The organism is Streptomyces niveiscabiei (genome assembly GCF_001419795.1).
Taxonomy (GTDB): Bacteria; Actinomycetota; Actinomycetes; order Streptomycetales; family Streptomycetaceae; genus Streptomyces; species Streptomyces niveiscabiei.
This window is the reverse complement of record NZ_LIRL01000152.1, coordinates 51,007-69,623: the sequence shown is the minus strand read 5'-3', so window position 1 is coordinate 69,623 and position 18,617 is coordinate 51,007. Positions and strand designations below refer to the sequence as shown.

Here is an 18,617-nt window from a genome sequence, read left to right as displayed (position 1 = left end):
GGCCAGGGAACGGGCACGGGCCAGGGAACGGGCACGGATCGAGGAGCGAGGGCGGATCGGGGAGCAAGCGTGGGCGCGGATCGGGGAGCGGGCGCGGATCGGGGAACGAGGGTCGGTTCCAGGGCCGGTTCCCTGTCCGGTTCTGTTTCCGGGGCCGAGGACATGCGGGGGCCGCTGCCCGGGATCGACGGGCTGGCCGGTCTCGTGGAGACCGGACGGGTGGCGGGGGCCAAGGTCGAACTGTCCGTCCGCGCGGACGGCGTCCCGCCCTCCGTGGGCGCCGCCGCGTACCGGATCGTGCAGGAGGCGCTCACCAACGCCGTACGTCACGGTGGCCGCGACGACCTCACCGTGCGGGTGGGTCTGTGGACCGCGGACGGCGCGCTGCGGGTGAGCGTCAGGGACGACGGCTCGGGCGGCGGGGTGGGCGACGGCACGCCGGGGTTCGGGCTCATCGGGATGCGGGAGCGGGCTCGTAGCGTGGGCGGCACACTGGACGCCGGGCCAGGACCCGTCGAGGGCTTCGAGGTGACCGCGACACTGCCGCTGTCGCGGGAGGGCGAGGTCCGATGACACCCCCGTGGTGGGGTTGTGAGACGTTGCCGTCCGCCGTGCTGGGTCGGGCTGGTGGTTGAGCTGACACCGGTGGATCACACGGATCAATGCGCAGGCCAGGACCCGGACCGCGCGCGGATGGCCCATACCCCGTGCCCGGGCCCATCGGCAGATGTCGGCCGCCCATCCATCGGCATGGCGGCTGTTGTCCGCGAACGTCGTGACCGCCTGGCGGAAGCGTCTGTCCCAGGCCCACCGGTAGGACACTCCGCGCATGCGGCCAAAGGCTCTGGTGACCGGGGCGACGCCCGCAAACGCGGCGATCGCGTCCGGGCCGTCGTAGGCAGCCCGGGAGTCACCCCACTCGGCCAGGATCTGGGCGGCGTCGACCTGTCCGGCTCTCGGCAGCGAGGTGAAGGTCCGTCCGTCGGGGCGCTGGGAGAGGTGGGACGCCACGGCACGGTCGAGGCCCTTCTCGACCGTGCCGAGTCTGCGGAGCACAGTGACCAGGGCGATGACGGAGTCGCGTCCGGCCTCGGCCCGGTGTTCGTCCACGACGCCCGCCGGGGCCGAGCACAGGCGCCCGCCCAGAGCAGCCGGGATCCGGCGCCCCCGGCAGAGGCTGGCCTAGCCCAGCTTGTGGCGGCGCAGCCGCGTGTACCCGGCAATGCCCCTGGCATCGCCGGAGTCGAACTTCACGCCGGACAGCACCTCAACGTCACCGAACTCGGCGAATCCAGCCGCAGTGCGAGCGACGGCGAACTCGCTTCCGGCCCGGCCTCGTTAAGTACGCAGACCGCATGCTAGACCGATCCCCGAACTCGTCCCCCTGTCGCCAACCGACAGCTCCGGAAGAGCCGGAACGGCAGTCTCATCGGAGCCCTCGAACCAGCCCGCCACCCCAACGCCCAACCGACCCCCGCAGAAAGGATCGCGGACCAGTGACCATCCGCGTACTGCTGGCCGACGACCAGAACCTCGTACGGTCCTCCTTCGCGATGCTCGTCTCGTCGGCCAGGGACATGGAGGTCGTCGCCGAGGCGGGCACCGGTCGGGAGGCCGTGGCGCTGGCCCGGTCCGCGCGGGCCGACCTCGTCGTAATGGACATCCGCATGCCCGACCTCGACGGCATCGAGGCAACCCGACTCATCGCCGCCGACGAGGACCTCGCGGGGGTGAAGGTCCTCGTCCTGACGACGTACGAAACCGACGAGCACGTCGTCGAGGCACTGCGAGCCGGGGCATCCGGCTTCCTCGTCAAGGACATCAGACCAGCCGAACTCCTCGACGCCATCCGAACAGTCGCCGCCGGCGACTCCCTCCTCTCCCCCGGCCCCACCTCACGCCTGATCGCCCGCTTCCTACGCACCCCGAACACCCCACCGCCATCCACAACAAGCGGTCCGAGCGAACTGTCCGAACGCGAACGACAGGTACTCACCCTGGTCGCGCGCGGCCTCAACAACTCCGAGATCGCCGACGTCCTGGAACTCAGCCCACTGACCTCAAAGGCCCACGTCAGCCGAATCATGGGCAAGCTGGGGGCACGAGACCGTGCACAGTTGGTAATCGTGGCGTACGAGTCGGGACTCGTGACACCTGGCACTGCCTGAAAAGGTCCGGCCGCTCTCCTCGGCCGAAGGCCGCCCACTGGTCGGCACCGGTCCACGAGTACGTCGTAGTGGTAACCGGCGCCCAGTGCACTGCTGCTGGCGCGCGTGTCCACGAAGAACGGGCCGACGGGCGTCGCCGGGTCCTCCTGGTTGAGGGAGCAGACGAATCTGTCACCCGAACCGTGGCGATAGTGCCGTCAACCTTCACGGAACCGACCGTGGTCACCGCCTCGGCGGCGGTGCACGCCTCCGGAATCTCGGCCAGCGTCCCGAAGAGTTCGGCGGTCCCGTCGCTCACTACCGCTTCCTCCCGGCCCGTCGGGGAGCGGGTTCCCGGTCTCCCGTACCGGATTCGTGCCGCCGAGGGACCGGTCGCGCTCGAAGCGGCGGAAACAGACCAGGTGTCGGCCCAGCGGGCCGCTGTGATCATTGCGAGGCTGACCATGACCGACCGGGGCGATGCTCCGGGCGACCGGTCGACCGATTGGGAGCGGTCCTCTTCGCGGCTGATGAGGCGACGGTCACGGCCCTCGGCTCGACGACCCATGGATCCACCGCCTCGGCAACGTCGCGAACGCCCTCGACGACTCGCAGAAGCGGGTCAGGCTCCCGAACGAATCGGACGGCCGGCCAGGGTTGCCGGGACTTCCGTTGTTCCCGGTACCGGTGCCTCAGCCTGTGCCGCTCGTTCTGGCCTCCTTCCACGGACAAGTCCCCGGCATCCTGCCGATGAGCGCCGGGGTCAACAGGGTCGACCCGTCCATCCCCGGCCAGGACCCCATCCCGCCGGCCCCCGGAACCACCCGCATCCTCGGCCCGGCCGAACAGAAACAGTTCCGGACCTGGCTCAACTCGCTCGCACCTGGAGGCTTCGCAGGTGGTGGCGGTCCCGCCAACGCGGACAATGCCTACCAACTGCGCATAGCCGGCTACCCGGAGCGCGAAGTACCCCTCGATGGCCACAAACGGGGACTCATGGTGGACGGAGTCCGCCCGATGGACGGCTACCTCGTGGAGGCCAAGCACGTCCGCGATCCCGACTGCACGAAGGGGAGTTTCCGCAGCATCGAACGGGTCAACGCGACTCTGGCCAAGCCGGTCAAGGTGGACGCGGCCTACTGGGAATCGATGAACGGCGTCACCGGCTCCGCACGGTACGTGCCCTGAAACCGAGGAACCCCGTGTCTGTCCCCCTCAACATCAGAACCACCTTCGGCTTCTACCCGCCCGAGGACAACCCCGCCGCCTGGCAGGCAAACCTGGAAACGTTCAGCGCCGCCCTGGGACGGGCCTTCCCGGACGGAGTCCTCGAACAGCACGTCGACGCACTCCGCGGCGTTGACGTCCTGGACTTCGACATCGAGATCGCACCCGACGTCTGGATCACGGGCACCGCGGCACTCCCCACTCCCGACTACGCCTACATCACCCTGGGAAACGTCACCGCCGACGAAGCGGCCGCCTTCGCACAGTGGCTGCGCGACTCCTACGTCCCCTCACCGGCCGCCGTACGGTTCATCAGCAGCGCCGCGATGGCCAACGGCGAGGAGACGCCGACACCGCTGCCCGCAATGGGCGACGCGACCGAGATCGAAGCCGCACTCCGGGCCCACCTGACAGCAGCCGGGATCGAATAGCCCCTTCGCTCTGAGACTCAGAGACCTACGCATTACGAGATCGGCAGGGGACGTGACGGCTGCTGCTGCCTGATGCTAAGTTGTGGTGTTTTGGCTGATCAGAGCACATGCGGTGGGCCGACTACTGCTGTCCAGTGATGCACCGTCCAGAACGAGAACGCCAAGCGAGCGGCCGGCTCGGCACTGGGCGTCCGCCGCTGACATCCCGACTGGTTCCGCGCCACCTGGGGTCAGGGCCGCGTGCAGGTCACTCGGGCGAACAAGGTGAGCGGCTGGCTGCCCTTGTTGGTGGCGCGCATGGTCCATCCCGTGGCCGTGGGGTACGACTCGTTGAACTGCACGGCGGGGTTGCCGAGTCCGCCGCCCCCGGTCGGCACCTCGCCGGCGGGGCAGTCGACGTGAGCGGTTCCCGTGGCGCCCTGGGCCAGCCGTGTGCCGCCGCTGGCCCACGCGCTGTGGGGGGTGTCGGTGCACACCACCTGAGCGGGGAGCAGCTGCTCGAACGCGGAGTGGTTGAACGCCTGTACAACCCATTCGCCGCTGCCGATGTCGGACGACTGGCTCATATACATCCGGCTCCCGCCTTGGGCGCCGCCAATGCTTCCGCCACCGGTGGACACCATGCCGGCGGGACAGAACGCGCGGGCGAGCCCCGACTGCCCGGCCGGCACACGCACGGTGGGGATGCTCGATCGGCGTGTGTGACGCTGCGAGGTGCAGATCGCCACGGGCGTGACCGTCTGCGGGCTGTCGGACTCGTTGTAGACGTCGGCCTCCCAGCCCGCCGAGGACCAAGAGGCGGTGATGAAGACTCCGGTGCCGGTGGTCCGGACACCCCCTCCGGAGCTCTGCTCGGGTGACTGACAGGGGACGTTGACGTTGGTCCCCGAATGGGGGGCCACGGTCCGGGAGCGCCCTACGTTGATCGTGTGGGGGGCCCGCACCTGTGCGGGAGCCGGGTCGGCGCCGGCCGTGGTAGCCCCGGTGCACAGGACGGTGGCACAGAGGGTGCCGACAGTGGCGAGCGCGGCCAGGCGGAGGTGTCTCACGAGGACTCCAGGGGATTGACGAGAGGAAGAATGTCAAGATCGGCATACCCGGGACACGCCAAATAGGCACATATATTCATCAATATGAGTGATTATGGCGGCAGTGGAGAGGACCACCTGTCCCGAGGCGCGGTTGTGTTTGATCCTCGCGCTGGACGGTGCCGCCTACCCCGCCGGGAGGTGAGCAGTTCACGTCCGTGGCGCCCACGGTGGCCCGGCTGCACGGGCTGTGGCTGGCGTGGCACCGCGACCACCTCGATCACGTGATGGCTCGACTGCGGGCCGCTGACGGTCCGTTCGCGGCGTGCACGACCAGCCTTGCCCGGCCGGCGCACCGTCTGCTGTCGACGCCCGCCGATGTGGAGGCGGTCGTGTGACCACCGCCAGCCTCTTGCTGGAGGGTCTGCTTCCGGCCGATCCGTCGCATGCGGGCCTGTACCGGTTGGCCTGCGAGGAGCACGGTCTGGTCGCTCGGGGGCAGGCGTGGCTTATCACCCGTGGCTGTCCGCATGAGCCGGTCCTCCAACTCCCCGAGGGGCTGTTGCAGCCCGCCGACGAGGCGACGTGGTGCCGCGATGACGGCCCAGGACTCCTGGCCCGATCTCGACGAGACGTGGGGGATCGTCCAGGACGGCGCGGCCGACGCGCCGCCGGTACGCATCCTGCTGGAGCAAGTGGACTGCATCGCTGGGACGTACCCGCTCCCCGAGGGCGCCTTCCCAAGGGCGGCCGAGGCGCAGGAATGGCTGGAAGACGGCCGGGACACCCCGATGCCGCAGCCCTCCGCTTCACCGAGCGCAGGGCGCGGGCGGCGTCGCCCCGTTCCCCGCACTCGTCCGGTCCCGGCACATCACGGGGCGGCGGGCTGCCGCAATCCAGGGCGGTCGCGGCGAACCGGCGAGGTTCGAACTCGCCGCCCACCCCGACGCCCTCACCGACCTCCAGCCCCTCTCCGAGGCCCTGGCTCCAGCTCCAGGCTCGTGCACGGCGCTCCCCACACGAGGCCGCCGCACGGGCCCTCGAAGGGTTCCACAAGGTGTGTCTCGGGCCGACGGCGCAGCACCGGCTGGTCGTTCAATCCCGCGACTCCCCGCCCGGCGGCACGCATCCGAAGGAGATTCTCCTCATCACCGCCAGCCCGCGGCGCCGGCTACCGCGACGCCCAACTCCGCCTCGGCCGCCACAACCCCTACCCCGACCTGGCCGACCTCGCCCCGCACGCCCTGCGCACGATCAACACCACTCCCGGCGCCGCGCCGCGCCGCAGCGCCCGCCCGCACCCCGTCCGCTGTTCCCGACCGGAAGGCCGCCCTGTGACCCCGCCCGCCGAACCGGCCCGGATACTGGAGGACGCCGCCGACCAAGTAACCGGCCTCCCAACCACCCCGTACGCGACCCCGCCGCCCCGTTCCTACCTCCACCTGCTCCTCGGCCCGCTCGCCGCCAGCCCCCGCGTCACCACTTCCTCGGCGACTGGCTCGACGTCCTGCCCGACCAGCCCTCGCCGCTCTGTTCGCGCTCGCCTCCACCCTGGGCTGGTTCACCGAGTCCCTCAGCACACTCGTCCGCGACAACCGACACCCTGTGCACCACGGCTGCCCGCCACGCGCGTCTTCGCCGTGGCGCTCCACCGTGACCGAAGCCGGCGAGCAGCTTGCCTCGTCGCGCATCTCGTAACCGGTGTTCAGCAGTCGACGGCTGCCACCGCCGTGAGGATGTCTTCCCTCTGGCGCTCCGTACCGCGCAAGACTTCTCCGTATCGGGCGCTCCGGGATCGTCTCCGTGATGTGCTTGGCGACCTTGTCGAGGGCCTTCTCCGTCCCCTTCAACCCGCCGTGCAGCACGCTGTCGAACGCCTGCGTGAACGGGTCCCGGCCCTTGCTCCGCCCGAACGCACCCCTGGCCCGCCCCAGCGGCGAGGACGCCGCCACCCTCAACTCCCCGCCGTGCCAGGCGACTTTCCCCGCGCCGCCCTCGAACTCGGTGTGATCGATCCGGGTGACCTTCTCCGCACCGCTTCCACCGGTCCCGCCACCCCCGCCTCCGGCCGAGGCGATCTGCATACCGCCGTGCCCGTCCTTGCCACCGTGCCCGCCGGCGCTGTCGGGCATCGAGAACGCGCCCTCCGCGAGGTCGAGCACCATGTCCTCGACCACCGGCTCCGTGACCTTCGCGATCACCTCGTCGACGATCCGCTTGACCACCCGACGCATCGCCGCGATCTCGGCCGCGCCCAGCACCGCCGACAGGCCGCCCGTCACCCACGCCAGGCCGATGGACAGGCCCACCGACCCGGCCATGACGGCGAGTTCGGCCTCCGCCTTTGTTTTCATCCCGAAGACGATGTCCGCCAGGACGTCGCACGCATCCGCGAACAGCCGCGCCAGCTCCGGGAGTTTCTCCAGATGACCGGCCTTCACCTGGCCCCAGTGCCGCTCCATCGCGTCCACGGCCCAGCCCTCGGACGACGACAGGATCCGCGCGAACGCGAGGTGCGCGTCCGCGCCGTGGCCCTCGAAGCTCTCCGCGAACTCCCGCATCGCCGTGGCCATCTCGCGGTAGTCGCCCTCGTCCACATTCGGGAACTTGATCCCGATGAAGTCCAGAACCTCATCCAGCCAACCCGGAATCGTGCAGCCCATCCCCGTCCCCCTTCCCGCCACGCGTTCGCCCGTTCGGGCATCGTGCAAGCGTTGCAATGGGGAACTTTGGCGGGAGGCGGCGACACGTGAGCAAGTGGATGAAGAGCGGAGCCTGCTCGCGCCGTTCCCCTTCGCGCGGGCCCTATCCCCCGGTGCAGTTCCGGATGTGATGGCCGGTCCGCCGTCGGGCGGGGGGCCATCTCCGCCTCACTTCACGACAGTTGGGCCTCCGAGGCCCTGGACCTCACTCTCCCCGCGCACCAGCGCCTCGCCCACAGCCTGCCGACAGCTTGCGCCGGCGTGAGGCTGGACTGGTGGACAACCGTCTGCGTGCCCCTGGCGGAGCTGGTCCTGTTTCGCATACGACATCAACTACCGCTGGGGGCACTGTTGTTACGGACCCGGCCGGAGACCGTGACGAACGCGGCGGTTCACCCGGTGGCGGTGGACTTCCCGTCCGGCCGTTTGCCCAGCCGGCCCCGCTGAGCCAGCCGTTTCAGCTTGGCGCGCAGGGCCTCCGAGCGGGCCGGCTCCAGAGGGATCCCGAGCTCGGCGCAGACCTGCTTGACCGTGACCGGCCCCTTGGCCCGCCGCACCACATCGATGATCTGCTGCTGGTCCAGGAGGAGTCGGACCGAAGAGGCGAAGGTTCCCGGGTCGGCCAGCAGTAGCTCGATCTCGGGATGCGGTCGCCCGTGAGCACCGCGGGCTCTCAGCCAGGTGCCTCGCTCGGAGGCGTCCGGCCCGATGGCGGCGCCGTGGTAATCCCTGAGATCCCACAGGTTCCTCTCCAGGTGGACGAACGGCATCGCGACTCGCTGTCGCGCCCGGGCTCGGCCGGTCACGGCTGGACCGAAGTCGTTGATCACGCGACTGAGGGGAACTTCAGCCTCGTCGTAAGTGACCACCGTGCTGCCGTCGGCGGCGTACCTCCCGAGCAGCCGCAGAACGAGCAGCGGTTTGTGCGGCGCGCGGCGACTGCCCACCTGTGCTCGCCGGCCAGTGCGGCAAGCAGTTCGTCGCGTGTCATGTACGCCACTCTGCCACCGCCGCCGGAGCCGCACCCCAGGAACAAACACCGCTTGGCAGATGGCGATCACGGCCAGAGGCGGCCAGGTCAACGGCGCCATCTTTCCCACGAGTACACGTCTGAGGCGTTCGGGCAGTCGTGCGACCGCTGGGGCGTGGCGCAGCCCATGGGGCGCGTCCGGTCGGCCCTGGACAATGCCGCCGCGGAGTCGTTCACTCCACACCGAGGAGCGGCTGAAGAGCACCCCGTCGAGTTCGAACGGATCACCCGGCAAGCGCGGATCTCGGCCCATCAGGCGAGCCGGACCGCATAACCAACGTGTCCACGAAACCCGTGGATGGACACTCCCGCAACTACTCCTGACCTGCATATAAGCTAAGTTGCTTGTTCATGACACACGTGACGCCGCCTCAAAGCCTCGATGATGACGCAGGGGACATCATGGCAACCCAGCTGGCTCAGGCCTGGCACATGACGTTCGGCACCCCTCCGGACGAGAGCAGCAACTTCTACGAGGCCGGCGGACAGTCCATCGACGCCGCCCGAATGGCCTCTGCCGCAGCCCAGTCCCTGCCACAGGTAGAGGACCTGGACGCGCACCTCATGACCTCTCTGCTGAACGAGGAGCGCTGGGCGGATGTGGTGCGGTCCGGGCGCGAGTTCATAGCGCAGTCACCCCGCGATCCAGACTTGGGCACCGCGGGGTAACGCCGTGACGTAGCGGAGCGGGCCTCAGCACAAAGATCCGGCGGATCAGACTGTCGCCGAGAACGGAGGCGTGTTCAAAGGCGCCGCGCCCTCGGCAACCAGTGGATCTTCCGGTGTCCTGGCCCTGCGCCGAAGGGACTTGCTTCAACTGGCCGACTACCGGGGCGAACGCCGCGAGCTCGCGAAGGCCCACAAGGCCGCCTTCGCCGAGGCGCCGAGCAGCCTGACGGGAGTCTCGGCCTCGAGTATCGCCTCCCGGCTCGAGGCACGACGGCCGCCGGAGCCGGACAGGCCCCGGCCCCGCACATCCAAGGTCGCACCCAGCGGACCAGATGCGCCAGGCGCGCAGTTCCCTCAGTCGCCCTGGGGAGCCCTTGGTACTCCAGTGAGAAATCGTGCCCTGTGGGGATGGCTGAAGCCGCTTGTTGGCGGGCGGAGTTGGAGTCGGTGTTCGCGCGGGTGGCGGGCCGATTCTCGCGGGCGGATCTGCGATGGCGGATGCGGGACGACCTGCGGGCCTATGTCGGTGAACAGCTGGGCAGTGGTGGGGTGTTGATCCTGGACGACACCGGATCCATCAAGAAGGGCACGGCCTCGGCCGGGGTGTCGCGGCAGTACACCGGCACTTCTGAGAAGACCGACAATTGCCAGATCGGCGTGTTCGCCGCCTACGCCACGACGCGCGGCCGGGCCCTGGTCGACCGCGAGCTCTACCTGCCCAAGTGCTGGCCCCAGGACCGCGAACGCTGCCGCGCGGCGAAGATCCCCGACGAGCGGGCGTTCGCGGCAAAGGGCGAGCCGGCCCTGGCGATCGTGCGCCGCGGCATTGCCGCGGGTCTGCCGGCCGCGTGGGTCACCGCGGACGAGGCCTACGGGCAGGACCGGTCCTTCCCGCCGCGCCATCGAGGAACTCGGCCTCGGCCACGTGCTCGCCGTTCCCACATCGCAAGGTCACGTCGCTCGCCGGGATCTGACGCATCGACCAGCTCATGCGTGAAGCGCCCGAGGACGCCTGGCAGAGGCTGTCCTGCGGTGATGGCGCCAAGGGCGCGCGCGTCTACGACTGGGCGGCTGCGAGGCTGCCCGTCATCGAGTTCTTCGACGGTGCCGAGCCCACCCGTCGGTGCTGGGTTCTCGCCCGGATCGCCGGCTCCCGCCGGGCGATCGAGGAATGCTTCCGGGCCGCGAAGAACGAGTGCGGTCTCGACGAGTACGAGGTCCGCCGCTACCCCGGCTGGTACCGGCACATCACCTTCGCGATGCTCGCGCACGCCTTCCTCGCGGCCCTGGCTGCCCAGGCCATCACAGTGAAGGGGATACCGCCGATCCGCTCCGGGCGCGGGCGCGGCATCCGGCACCGCACCGCACCGCCACTACGGGCGCAGAGCCGAGCACGTCTCCTCTCGACCGGTCTAGGAGGGGAACGCCTCCTTACGCGTGAGGAAGGCCAGTTGGGCCTCCTTCTCCGGCAGGTACACGTCCGGAAGGTCCACTTCGGGGAGGGTGACGACGGGCCCAAGAGTGAATCCCTGACGGAGGAAACGGCCGACGGCCTTGACGTTCCGCACATCCGGATCGGCCACTACACGCGTGCGCTGCAGATTCCGCAGGACATACGTGAGCAGGACAGTCATCAACTCGGAGGTCCAGCCGGGGCGGATACCGCGCGCTCCGGCTCGGGCGACCAGTAGGTGGATACCGATGTCGCCGGGTTCAACCTCGTAGCACTCGCTCACCCGGTCGGCGGCCGGTTCGTACGTCTGGAACAAGGCGGCCGGTTCCCCGTCCTTGAGCACCAGGAAGCCGTGGTGAGTGTCGAGGGTGTCCATGTGGGCGTAGATATCGGCCACATCGCCGGGGGAAAGGCCGATCATGCCCCAGAAGGCGGCCCGTTCCTCACTCACCCAACGGTGGATCACCTCCGCGTCGGCAGCGGCGTCAAGGGGCAGCACACGGACCGTGCCGAAGCCGTCGAGGAACTGTTCGTGGACTGCGTTCCGCGACTGGTACGTATCAGTTGTGCGGTCAGACATTGGCTTCCTTGGTGAGCTGATGGAGTCCGTGGCGCCTCAGACGACGGACGGTCGGCGAGCTGAGCTCGAACGTTCCGATCAGGGCCGGAGCAGGACCTTGAGCGCTACGCGATCGGCCATTGCGCGGTAGCCGTCCGGTGCTTCCTCAAGGCCGATGGTCCGGTCGAAGACCCGTCCGGGCTCCACCCGGCCCGAAAGGACATCGGGCATCAGTTCCTCGATGTAAGCGCGGGTGGGTGCGACGCCGCCGGTGAGCGTCACATTGCGCTGGAAGACATCGAAGCCGACCGGCCCCTGCGGGTACAGGGGTACGCCGACCCGGCTGACCGTACCGCCGTCGCGTGCGACGGCGAAGGCCGTCTCCAGCGCGGCCAGGGTGCCAACGCACTCCAGCACCGCTCGTGTGCCCATACCGCCGGTGCGTTCCCGCAGGGACTCGACGCCCTCCTCACCGCGTTCCGCGATGACCTCAGCCGCCCCGAATTCCCGTCCGAGTTCCGTACGCGCCACGTGACGCCCCATCAGAATGATGTGCTCGGCTCCGAGCCGCTTGGCGGCGAGCACCGCCGACAGGCCGACAGCGCCGTCACCGATCACGGTCACGGTCACGCCCGGGCCGACTCCTGCGGTCACGGCAGCGTGGTGGCCGGTGGAGAACACGTCGGCCAGGGTAAGCAGCGAGGGAAGGAGCGCGGAGTCGTTCCCTACCGGCAATCTGACCAGGGTTCCCTGTGCGCACGGCACCCGCACGGCCTCGCTCTGCCCACCGTCCACGCCGCCCAGGCCCCACAGGCCACCCTGCGAGCAGGATGTATGCAGACCCTCCATGCAAAAGGAGCAAGTGTTATCCGCGTACATGAATGGCGCGACCACTAGGTCGCCGACCTTCAAACCAGATACCGCTGAGCCTATTTCCTCAATGACCCCGATAAATTCATGTCCTATGCGCATGCCTTCCTCGGAAGGAGGCATCGCAGCGTAGTGCAGGAGATCGGAGCCGCAAATGGCCGAACGCAACACACGCACTACAGCATCGGTGGGGTCCTGCACCCGAGGATCAGCAACGTCCTCGACGCGCACATCGCCAGCGCCGTATATGATTGTCGAGCGCATGAGTATTCCGTTCGCGTTGCTTCGTCGGTGAAGGCGCCAAGAGACCCACTGGGCCTGCGAGCAGCCCCGAAGCTAACATGTGCGCCGGAGTCCGCCCAGGGGGAGTCCCCCCATCTGCTGATAGGCAGTCAAGCCGCAGCTGTGACTGGGAGTTCCCCCTTGACGGCACCATCCGTCACCAAGCAAGGCCCGAAGGACGTGGATGAGGAGCGCACGGACGTGACGTCGACCTTATGCGCGCGTGCGTTCGCAGAAGCGCCGAGAGGCGTCGCAGGTGCAGATGCTCATCAGCTGCGGAGGCACCGAAGGCGCCTTGGAGGCCGTGGCGCTGACGATGGGGCTGGCGCAGGTCAGCGCTGATGGTGCCCGTGTACCGGCGCACCGGTATCACTCAGGCCAAGAAGTCGGCCAGGCGGTCGGCGCTGCTCAGCGATAAACGATCTGGACCTTATGCGGCTCGTCCAACCCACCAACAACGCAGAACCCACTGAAAGGTGCGCCCCCTTCTCATGACTGACCGCGATGTGACCGCAGCGCCACCGTCCCATCCGATAGCCCTGCTCACCGCCGAGGAAGTGCACGCAATGCGTGCCATCCTGGAGGCATCCGGGCGGCTTGGTCCCTCGACGCGTTTCGTCTCCGTCATACCGGAGGAACCGAGCAAGGCGGACCTGTCTGCGTTCGCTCCTGGTTCCACAGTGGACCGTGTCCTCCGCGTACAGCTGCTGGAGCGCTCGGACGGCACTTCTTTCGAAGCCCTCGTCTCCGTCACTCGCGGAATTGTTGTCTCTTTTGAGCAACTGGATACACGACAGGCTCAACTGCCGATTCTGAATGAGGAGTTCCTGACTGTTCAGGAGATCCTGGACGGCGATTCTCAGTGGCAGCAAGCCCTGGCCCGGCGTGGACTTACGGTCGAGACCGTTCTGGCTACGTCCCTCTCAGCGGGGCACTTCGACTTCCCGGGCGAGGAAGGCCACCGCATCGTCCGCGCTTTCGGCCTCGACCAGCCTCACAAGCACGACCTTCCTTGGGGACAGCCCATCGACGGCTTGGTCGCCTATGTCGACCTGACGAAGCGTGAGGTGCGTCAGGTCATCGACCACGCAGTGGTCCCGGTGCCGACGGACCCCGGGAACTTCCACGATCCCGCGTACACCGGACCGCACCGCACTTCGCTGAAGCCCATCGAGATCACGCAGCCTGAAGGGGCCAGCTTCTCCGTCAACGAGAATTTCATCCAGTGGCAGAACTGGTCCCTGCGCATTGGGTACAACGTGCGCGAAGGGCTGACGCTGCACGACATCTCATTTTTCGACAAGGACCGGGACCGGGACCGTTCCGTGGTCCATCGGGCCTCGATCGCCGAAATGGTCGTCCCCTATGCCGATCCGTCTCCGACGCGCTTCTGGCAGAACTACTTCGACGGTGGGGAGTACCTGTTCGGCAGGTACGCCAACCCGCTGGAGTTGGGATGCGACTGTCTGGGAGAAATCCACTACACCGACGTGGTGATCGCCGACGAGATTGGTCGGCCGAAGACCATTCGCAACGCGATATGCATGCACGAAGAGGATTTCGGCGTGCTGTGGAAGCACACTGATCTCCTCGTAGGAGTACGTGAGACCCGTCGTCAGCGACGCTTGGTCATCTCCTTCTTCAGCACTGTCGGCAACTACGACTACGGCTTCTACTGGTATTTGTACCTTGATGGCACGATTGGTTTTGAGGTCAAGGCCACCGGAATCGTTTTCCCTTCTGGCTATCAGAAGGAGCGAGGCGCCTACGCCACCGAGATCGCCCCAGGTTTGGGAGCGCCCTTTCACCAGCATCTCTTCTCCGCACGACTCGATATGGCGGTGGACGGACACCGCAACGCGGTTGACGAGGTCGAGGTCGCACGGTTCCCGATCAGCGAGGAGAACCCGTACGGGAACGCCTTCGGGCGCCAGGCGACCCGGCTGGTGTCCGAGCAGATGGCGAAGCGTGACGCGAATCCGGCTCTCAATCGGGAGTGGCACGTCATCAACCCGGAGGTCACCAACCATCTGGGGCAACCGGTCGCTTATGCGCTGGTCCCCGAGGGGCTGCCCACCCTGCTCGCCGACGAACGGTCATCCATCGCGGCGCGTGCGGCATTCGCGAGGCACCACCTGTGGGTGACCAGTCATTCCGACGACGAACGCTACCCGGCCGGCCAGTTGGTGAACCAGCATCCTGGTGGCGCAGGGCTGCCGGCATGGACCGAGGCGGACCGGAGTATTGACGGCGAGGACATCGTGCTGTGGCACACCTTCGGCCTCACGCACTGGCCCCGTCCGGAGGACTGGCCGATCATGCCCGTGGACAGCGCCGGTTTCACACTGAAACCGGTCGGTTTCTTCGACCGGAACCCGACCCTTGACGTGCCGCCCAGCGGCGGTGGAGGACACTGCCACAGCGGCTGAGGCGGTCAGAGCCCGTCGGCAAGCGGTCCGCAGCAGATCGTCCGGCAGGGGCAGGGGCGGTACGAGTCGGAATGAACCATCCGGCTCAGGCTCCACCGCCCCTCCCCGCGCCACCAGGCGATCCACCGTCAACCGCAGGGCCTCCAGCTTCGACGCCGCCAAGTCCAGGCCGGACCGGCCGACCAACTCAGCCTGAATACGGCCGGTTTCCCTTACACACAGACGACATCAACCGGAGAAGTCCCGTGGCGGCATCCGCTACCCCCACCTCACAGACAATGGCGTCTTCGTCAGCCTCCGGCGTACTGGCCCAGGAATCCGAAGTCCGCAGCTACTGCCGAATGTGGCCCACCGTCTTCGCACGAGCCAAAGGCAGTCGGATAGAGGACGAGAACGGCCGTAGCCATCTCGACTTCTTCGCTGGTGCCGGGGCTCTCAACTACGGGCACAACCATCCCGCGTTGAAGGAGGCCGTGAAGTCCTACCTGGACTCCGACGGCATCACGCACAGCCTGGACATGGCGACGGCGGCGAAGAACGACCTGCTGGCGGCCTTGCATGAGGTCATCCTGCGGCCACGCCATCTCGACTACCGCGTCCAGTTCCCTGGGCCTACTGGCACCAACAGTGTTGAAGCCGCCCTCAAGCTGGCCCGGAAGGTCACCGGTCGCACGACCGTGGTGGCCTTCACGAACGCCTTCCACGGCATGACTCTCGGATCGCTCGCGGTGACCGGCAACGCCGCCAAGCGCGCCGGTGCGGGAATACCACTCGGCCACACGTACCGCATTCCCTACGACGGCTTCAACGACGGCGCGGTCCCGGGACTGGATCTGCTCCAGTCCATGATCGGCAGCACCAGCAGCGGGGTCGACCTGCCCGCCGCGGTCATCGTCGAGACGGTCCAGGGCGAAGGGGGTGTCAACGTCGCCCGGCCGGAGTGGCTCGCCGAGCTCTCGGAGCTGTGCCGCCGCGCGGGGATTCTCCTCATCGTCGACGATGTCCAGATGGGCTGCGGTCGTACCGGCCCCTTCTTCAGCTTCGAAGCCGCCTCCATCACCCCGGACATCGTCTGCCTTTCGAAGTCCATCAGCGGATACGGCCTCCCGATGGCCCTGACACTCTTCCGCCCCGAGCTGGACGTCTGGAGCCCCGGCGAGCACAACGGCACGTTCCGCGGCAACAATCTCGCCTTCGTCACGGCGACCGCGGCCCTCCGGGAGTTCTGGCGCGACGGGAACCTGGAGAAGGAGACTCTCCGTAAGGGCGAAATCGTCGCCTCCGCGCTGGAGGAGCTCGTGGGCCGGTACGCCCACACCGGCGCGACCGTCCGTGGCCGCGGCCTCGTCTGGGGTCTGTGCTTCGACCGCGACACAGAACTCGGCAGCCGCGTCAGTCAAGAGGCATTCTCCCGCGGCCTCTTGGTGGAAACGGCGGGCTCGCACGACGAAGTGGTCAAACTACTCCCTCCCCTGACCATCTCCGACGACGAGCTCGACGAGGGACTGCGCCTCCTGAACGACTCTGTCCAGGCCGTCATTGAAGCCCGCCGTGCACCCGGACTCCCGCATGCACGCGTGGATCACTGACCGGGACTGACTGACCGTGCACCGACTGCCCTCGCAAGCACCGGACCTCGACCCGGTCGAGGGGATCCGGTCCGCAGGGTTCAAGTGCCGCGCGGCGCCCCGCAGTTCGGCCCACCGCCGGCTCCGCACCTCTAGCGGCGGCTGCGTACCAGGAGATAGAGGAAGTACGGTGTGCCGATCACCGCGGTCATCAGACCCGCACCCAGCTGCGCGGGCGCGATGGCAGTGCGGCCCACCACGTCGGCCGTGCAGACGAGGATCGCGCCGAGCAGCACCGAGACCGGCACGACGCGGGCGTGCCGACGGCCGACCAGGGCGCGGGCCGCGTGCGGGGCGACGAGGCCCACGAAGGCGATGGTTCCAGCAGCCGCGACCGCGGTCCCGGTGAGCAGGACGCCGAGGACGAGGAAGCCCAGACGACCCCTGCCCAGGTTGAGTCCGAGCAGTCGCGGGGTGTCCTCGTCGAGTGAGACGAGGTCCAGTTCGGCGCGGCGGGCCACCGACGCGGCCAGGCCGACGGCGAGCACCACCGTGAGGGGCAGGGTGTCGACGAAGGTACGGCCGTAGGTGGAGCCGGAGAGCCAGGTCAGGGCCTTGGTCGCGTTGAAGGGATCAGTGAGGATGATCATCAGGCTGGTCAGTGCGTAGCCTGCGGTCGCCATACCGAAGCCGACAAGCACCACGCGGTTCTGCTGGAAGCCGCCCTTGGCGGAGAGCCCGAAGACGATCACTGCGGTGACCGTCGCACCGGTCAGCGCCGCGGCGGCCACGCCCCACCCGCTGGCTGTCGGCACGGTGGTGATCAGGAGGATCGCGCCGACCGCGGCGCCGTTCGAGACGCCCAAGGTGCCCGGTTCGGCCAGCGGGTTGCGGGTTACGGCCTGGATGAGGGTGCCGGCGAGCGCGAGTGCGCCGCCCGCGAGCAGTGCCGCCGTGACACGCGGCACACGGGTGTCGAGCACGAAGGACACGCTCTGGACGGCCCTTCCCTGGAGCCAGTTGAGAACATCGCCGAGCAGCAGCTTGGCGTCGCCGAGCAGCACGGACACGATCGTCACGCCGACGAGGACGATGACGAGGACGACGCTGGTGGTGACGGCCACGGCCCGGCTGCGGATCCGCAGCCGGTCGGCCGCGACCGAACCGCCCGCGTCCTTGACCCGTGCGGCGAGGACGACCAGAAACACCGCGCCGACCAGGCTGGTGACCACGCCGGTGGGCACCGCGACGGCGGTGTCGGCGGGGAGGAGGGCCCGCAGGGCCACATCGGATCCGAGCACCAGGGCGGCTCCGGCGAGGGCCGAGAACGGCAGGCTCGCCCGGGACTTGTTGAAGGTGCGGAAGCGGCGCGCGAGGAACCGTACGAGCGCGGGGGCGCACAGGCCGACGAAGCCGATGGGGCCTGCGAGGGTGACGGCGGCGGTCGACAGGAGTGCCGCGAGAGTTACGGCCGTGACACGGGTGGAGCGCACCGGCACACCGACCCCGCGGGCGGCGTCGTCGCCGAGCGCCAGGGCGTCGACTCGGCGCGCAAGGAGCATCAGGCCGCTCAGTGCGAGGACGGCGATCGGGAGCATCCGCAGGATGCCGTCGAAGCCGTTCTGCGCGATGCTGCCCTGGTTCCACTGGTTCAGGCCCTCGGTCTCCAGGGGGAAGAGCAGCGACAGGCCTTCGGTGATGGACGTCAGGCCCAGGGTGAGGGCGGTGCCCGCGAGCACCAGTCGTACGGTGCCGGCACCGAGGCCGGACAGGGCGAGGACGACCGCGCCGGCGGCGAGGCCACCGAGGAAGGCGACGCCCGAGGACGCGAAGAACGGCAGCGAGACGCCGGTGGTCGCCGCGATACCGAGTGCGAAGTGCGAACCCGCGTTGACAGCAAGGGTGTCGGGCGAGGCGATCACATTGCGGCTGACGGCCTGCAGGGTGTGACCGGCCATGCCGAGCACGGCGCCGATGAGCAGGCCGGCGGCCATACGGGGCAGCCGGGAGGCGATCACGACGGAGGCATCGGTGGGGTCGGCCTGCCCGGTCAGTGCCTTGAAGACCTCGGCGGCGCCGACTGCGGCGGTGCCCTGGGTGATGTCGAGGACCGCGAACACGGCCACGACAAGGACAAGCAGGGCCGTCACCGCGACCGCACCCGTCCGGGACGGTCCGGCCGTCTGCGGACGGGTCGCAGGGGTGGTTGCGGTGACGGCCAT

At 68.5% G+C, this 18,617-nt stretch carries 12 protein-coding genes and 4 pseudogenes; 9 read left to right on the top strand and 7 right to left on the bottom strand.

Translation table 11 applies throughout. The annotated features are described in order from the left end of the window. Positions 1-573 (top strand): sensor histidine kinase (locus tag AOK24_RS08455; RefSeq protein ID WP_420876658.1); only part of this gene is annotated, 573 nt, incomplete at its 5' end. 177 nt (positions 574-750) lie between these two features. Here the strand turns inward: AOK24_RS08455 and AOK24_RS52670 are convergent. Next, positions 751-1,011 (bottom strand): annotated as a pseudogene (locus AOK24_RS52670) (transposase); the annotation flags it as partial. A 485-nt stretch (positions 1,012-1,496) separates the two neighbouring features. On the opposite strand from AOK24_RS52670, the gene AOK24_RS08450 reads away from it, so the two are divergent. The 3 genes from AOK24_RS08450 (at position 1,497) to AOK24_RS08440 (ending at position 3,805) form a co-directional block, all read left to right on the top strand. After that, complete coding sequence (locus AOK24_RS08450; protein WP_055719426.1) at positions 1,497-2,168, top strand: response regulator transcription factor; 672 nt, start codon at positions 1,497-1,499, stop codon at positions 2,166-2,168. 678 nt (positions 2,169-2,846) lie between these two features. Further along, positions 2,847-3,335 (top strand): restriction endonuclease fold toxin-2 domain-containing protein, encoded by a 489-nt coding sequence (locus tag AOK24_RS47375; protein ID WP_055719425.1) that lies wholly within the window; start codon positions 2,847-2,849, stop codon positions 3,333-3,335. Between the two features lie 14 nt (positions 3,336-3,349). Beyond that, on the top strand, positions 3,350-3,805 hold the full coding sequence (locus AOK24_RS08440) for a hypothetical protein (protein ID WP_055719424.1): 456 nt from the start codon (positions 3,350-3,352) through the stop codon (positions 3,803-3,805). A gap of 230 nt (positions 3,806-4,035) precedes the next feature. On the opposite strand, the gene AOK24_RS08435 is transcribed toward AOK24_RS08440, so the two are convergent. Next, complete coding sequence (locus AOK24_RS08435) at positions 4,036-4,854, bottom strand: hypothetical protein (protein WP_055719423.1); 819 nt, start codon at positions 4,852-4,854, stop codon at positions 4,036-4,038. 174 nt (positions 4,855-5,028) lie between these two features. Between AOK24_RS08435 and AOK24_RS08430 the strand changes: the two are divergent. Beyond that, positions 5,029-5,231 (top strand): annotated as a pseudogene (locus AOK24_RS08430) (DUF4913 domain-containing protein); the annotation flags it as partial. Positions 5,232-6,617: 1,386 nt separating this feature from the next. Here AOK24_RS08430 and AOK24_RS45555 read toward each other — a convergent pair. Together AOK24_RS45555 and AOK24_RS52665 are read right to left on the bottom strand one after the other, a co-directional pair. Further along, positions 6,618-7,496, bottom strand: a pseudogene (locus tag AOK24_RS45555) (WXG100-like domain-containing protein); the annotation flags it as partial. A 614-nt stretch (positions 7,497-8,110) separates the two neighbouring features. Beyond that, positions 8,111-8,526 (bottom strand): annotated as a pseudogene (locus AOK24_RS52665) (phosphorothioated DNA-binding restriction endonuclease family protein); the annotation flags it as partial. A 441-nt stretch (positions 8,527-8,967) separates the two neighbouring features. On the opposite strand from AOK24_RS52665, the gene AOK24_RS08415 reads away from it, so the two are divergent. Both AOK24_RS08415 and AOK24_RS45550 read left to right on the top strand, forming a co-directional pair. Next, positions 8,968-9,234, top strand: coding sequence for a hypothetical protein (locus AOK24_RS08415; protein ID WP_133258160.1), 267 nt, complete (start codon positions 8,968-8,970; stop codon positions 9,232-9,234). A gap of 408 nt (positions 9,235-9,642) precedes the next feature. After that, the gene (locus tag AOK24_RS45550) at positions 9,643-10,545 is read left to right on the top strand and encodes an IS701 family transposase (RefSeq protein ID WP_133258161.1); all 903 of its coding nucleotides are present in this window, start codon (positions 9,643-9,645) and stop codon (positions 10,543-10,545) included. A 101-nt stretch (positions 10,546-10,646) separates the two neighbouring features. On the opposite strand, the gene AOK24_RS08410 is transcribed toward AOK24_RS45550, so the two are convergent. After that, entirely contained in the window at positions 10,647-11,267 is a 621-nt protein-coding gene (locus AOK24_RS08410) for a GNAT family N-acetyltransferase (protein WP_055719418.1), read from the bottom strand. A gap of 78 nt (positions 11,268-11,345) precedes the next feature. Then, a complete protein-coding gene (locus tag AOK24_RS08405; protein WP_055719417.1) occupies positions 11,346-12,380 on the bottom strand; it encodes an alcohol dehydrogenase catalytic domain-containing protein in 1,035 nt (344 codons plus the stop codon). A gap of 509 nt (positions 12,381-12,889) precedes the next feature. Here AOK24_RS08405 and AOK24_RS08395 point away from each other — a divergent pair. Next, complete coding sequence (locus AOK24_RS08395) at positions 12,890-14,827, top strand: primary-amine oxidase (protein WP_055719415.1); 1,938 nt, start codon at positions 12,890-12,892, stop codon at positions 14,825-14,827. Between the two features lie 278 nt (positions 14,828-15,105). Next, the gene (gene ectB / locus AOK24_RS08390) at positions 15,106-16,416 is read left to right on the top strand and encodes a diaminobutyrate--2-oxoglutarate transaminase (RefSeq protein WP_055719414.1); all 1,311 of its coding nucleotides are present in this window, start codon (positions 15,106-15,108) and stop codon (positions 16,414-16,416) included. A 131-nt stretch (positions 16,417-16,547) separates the two neighbouring features. Here the strand turns inward: ectB and AOK24_RS08385 are convergent, their stop codons facing one another. Beyond that, on the bottom strand, positions 16,548-18,617 hold the full coding sequence (locus AOK24_RS08385; RefSeq protein WP_055719413.1) for an iron ABC transporter permease: 2,070 nt from the start codon (positions 18,615-18,617) through the stop codon (positions 16,548-16,550).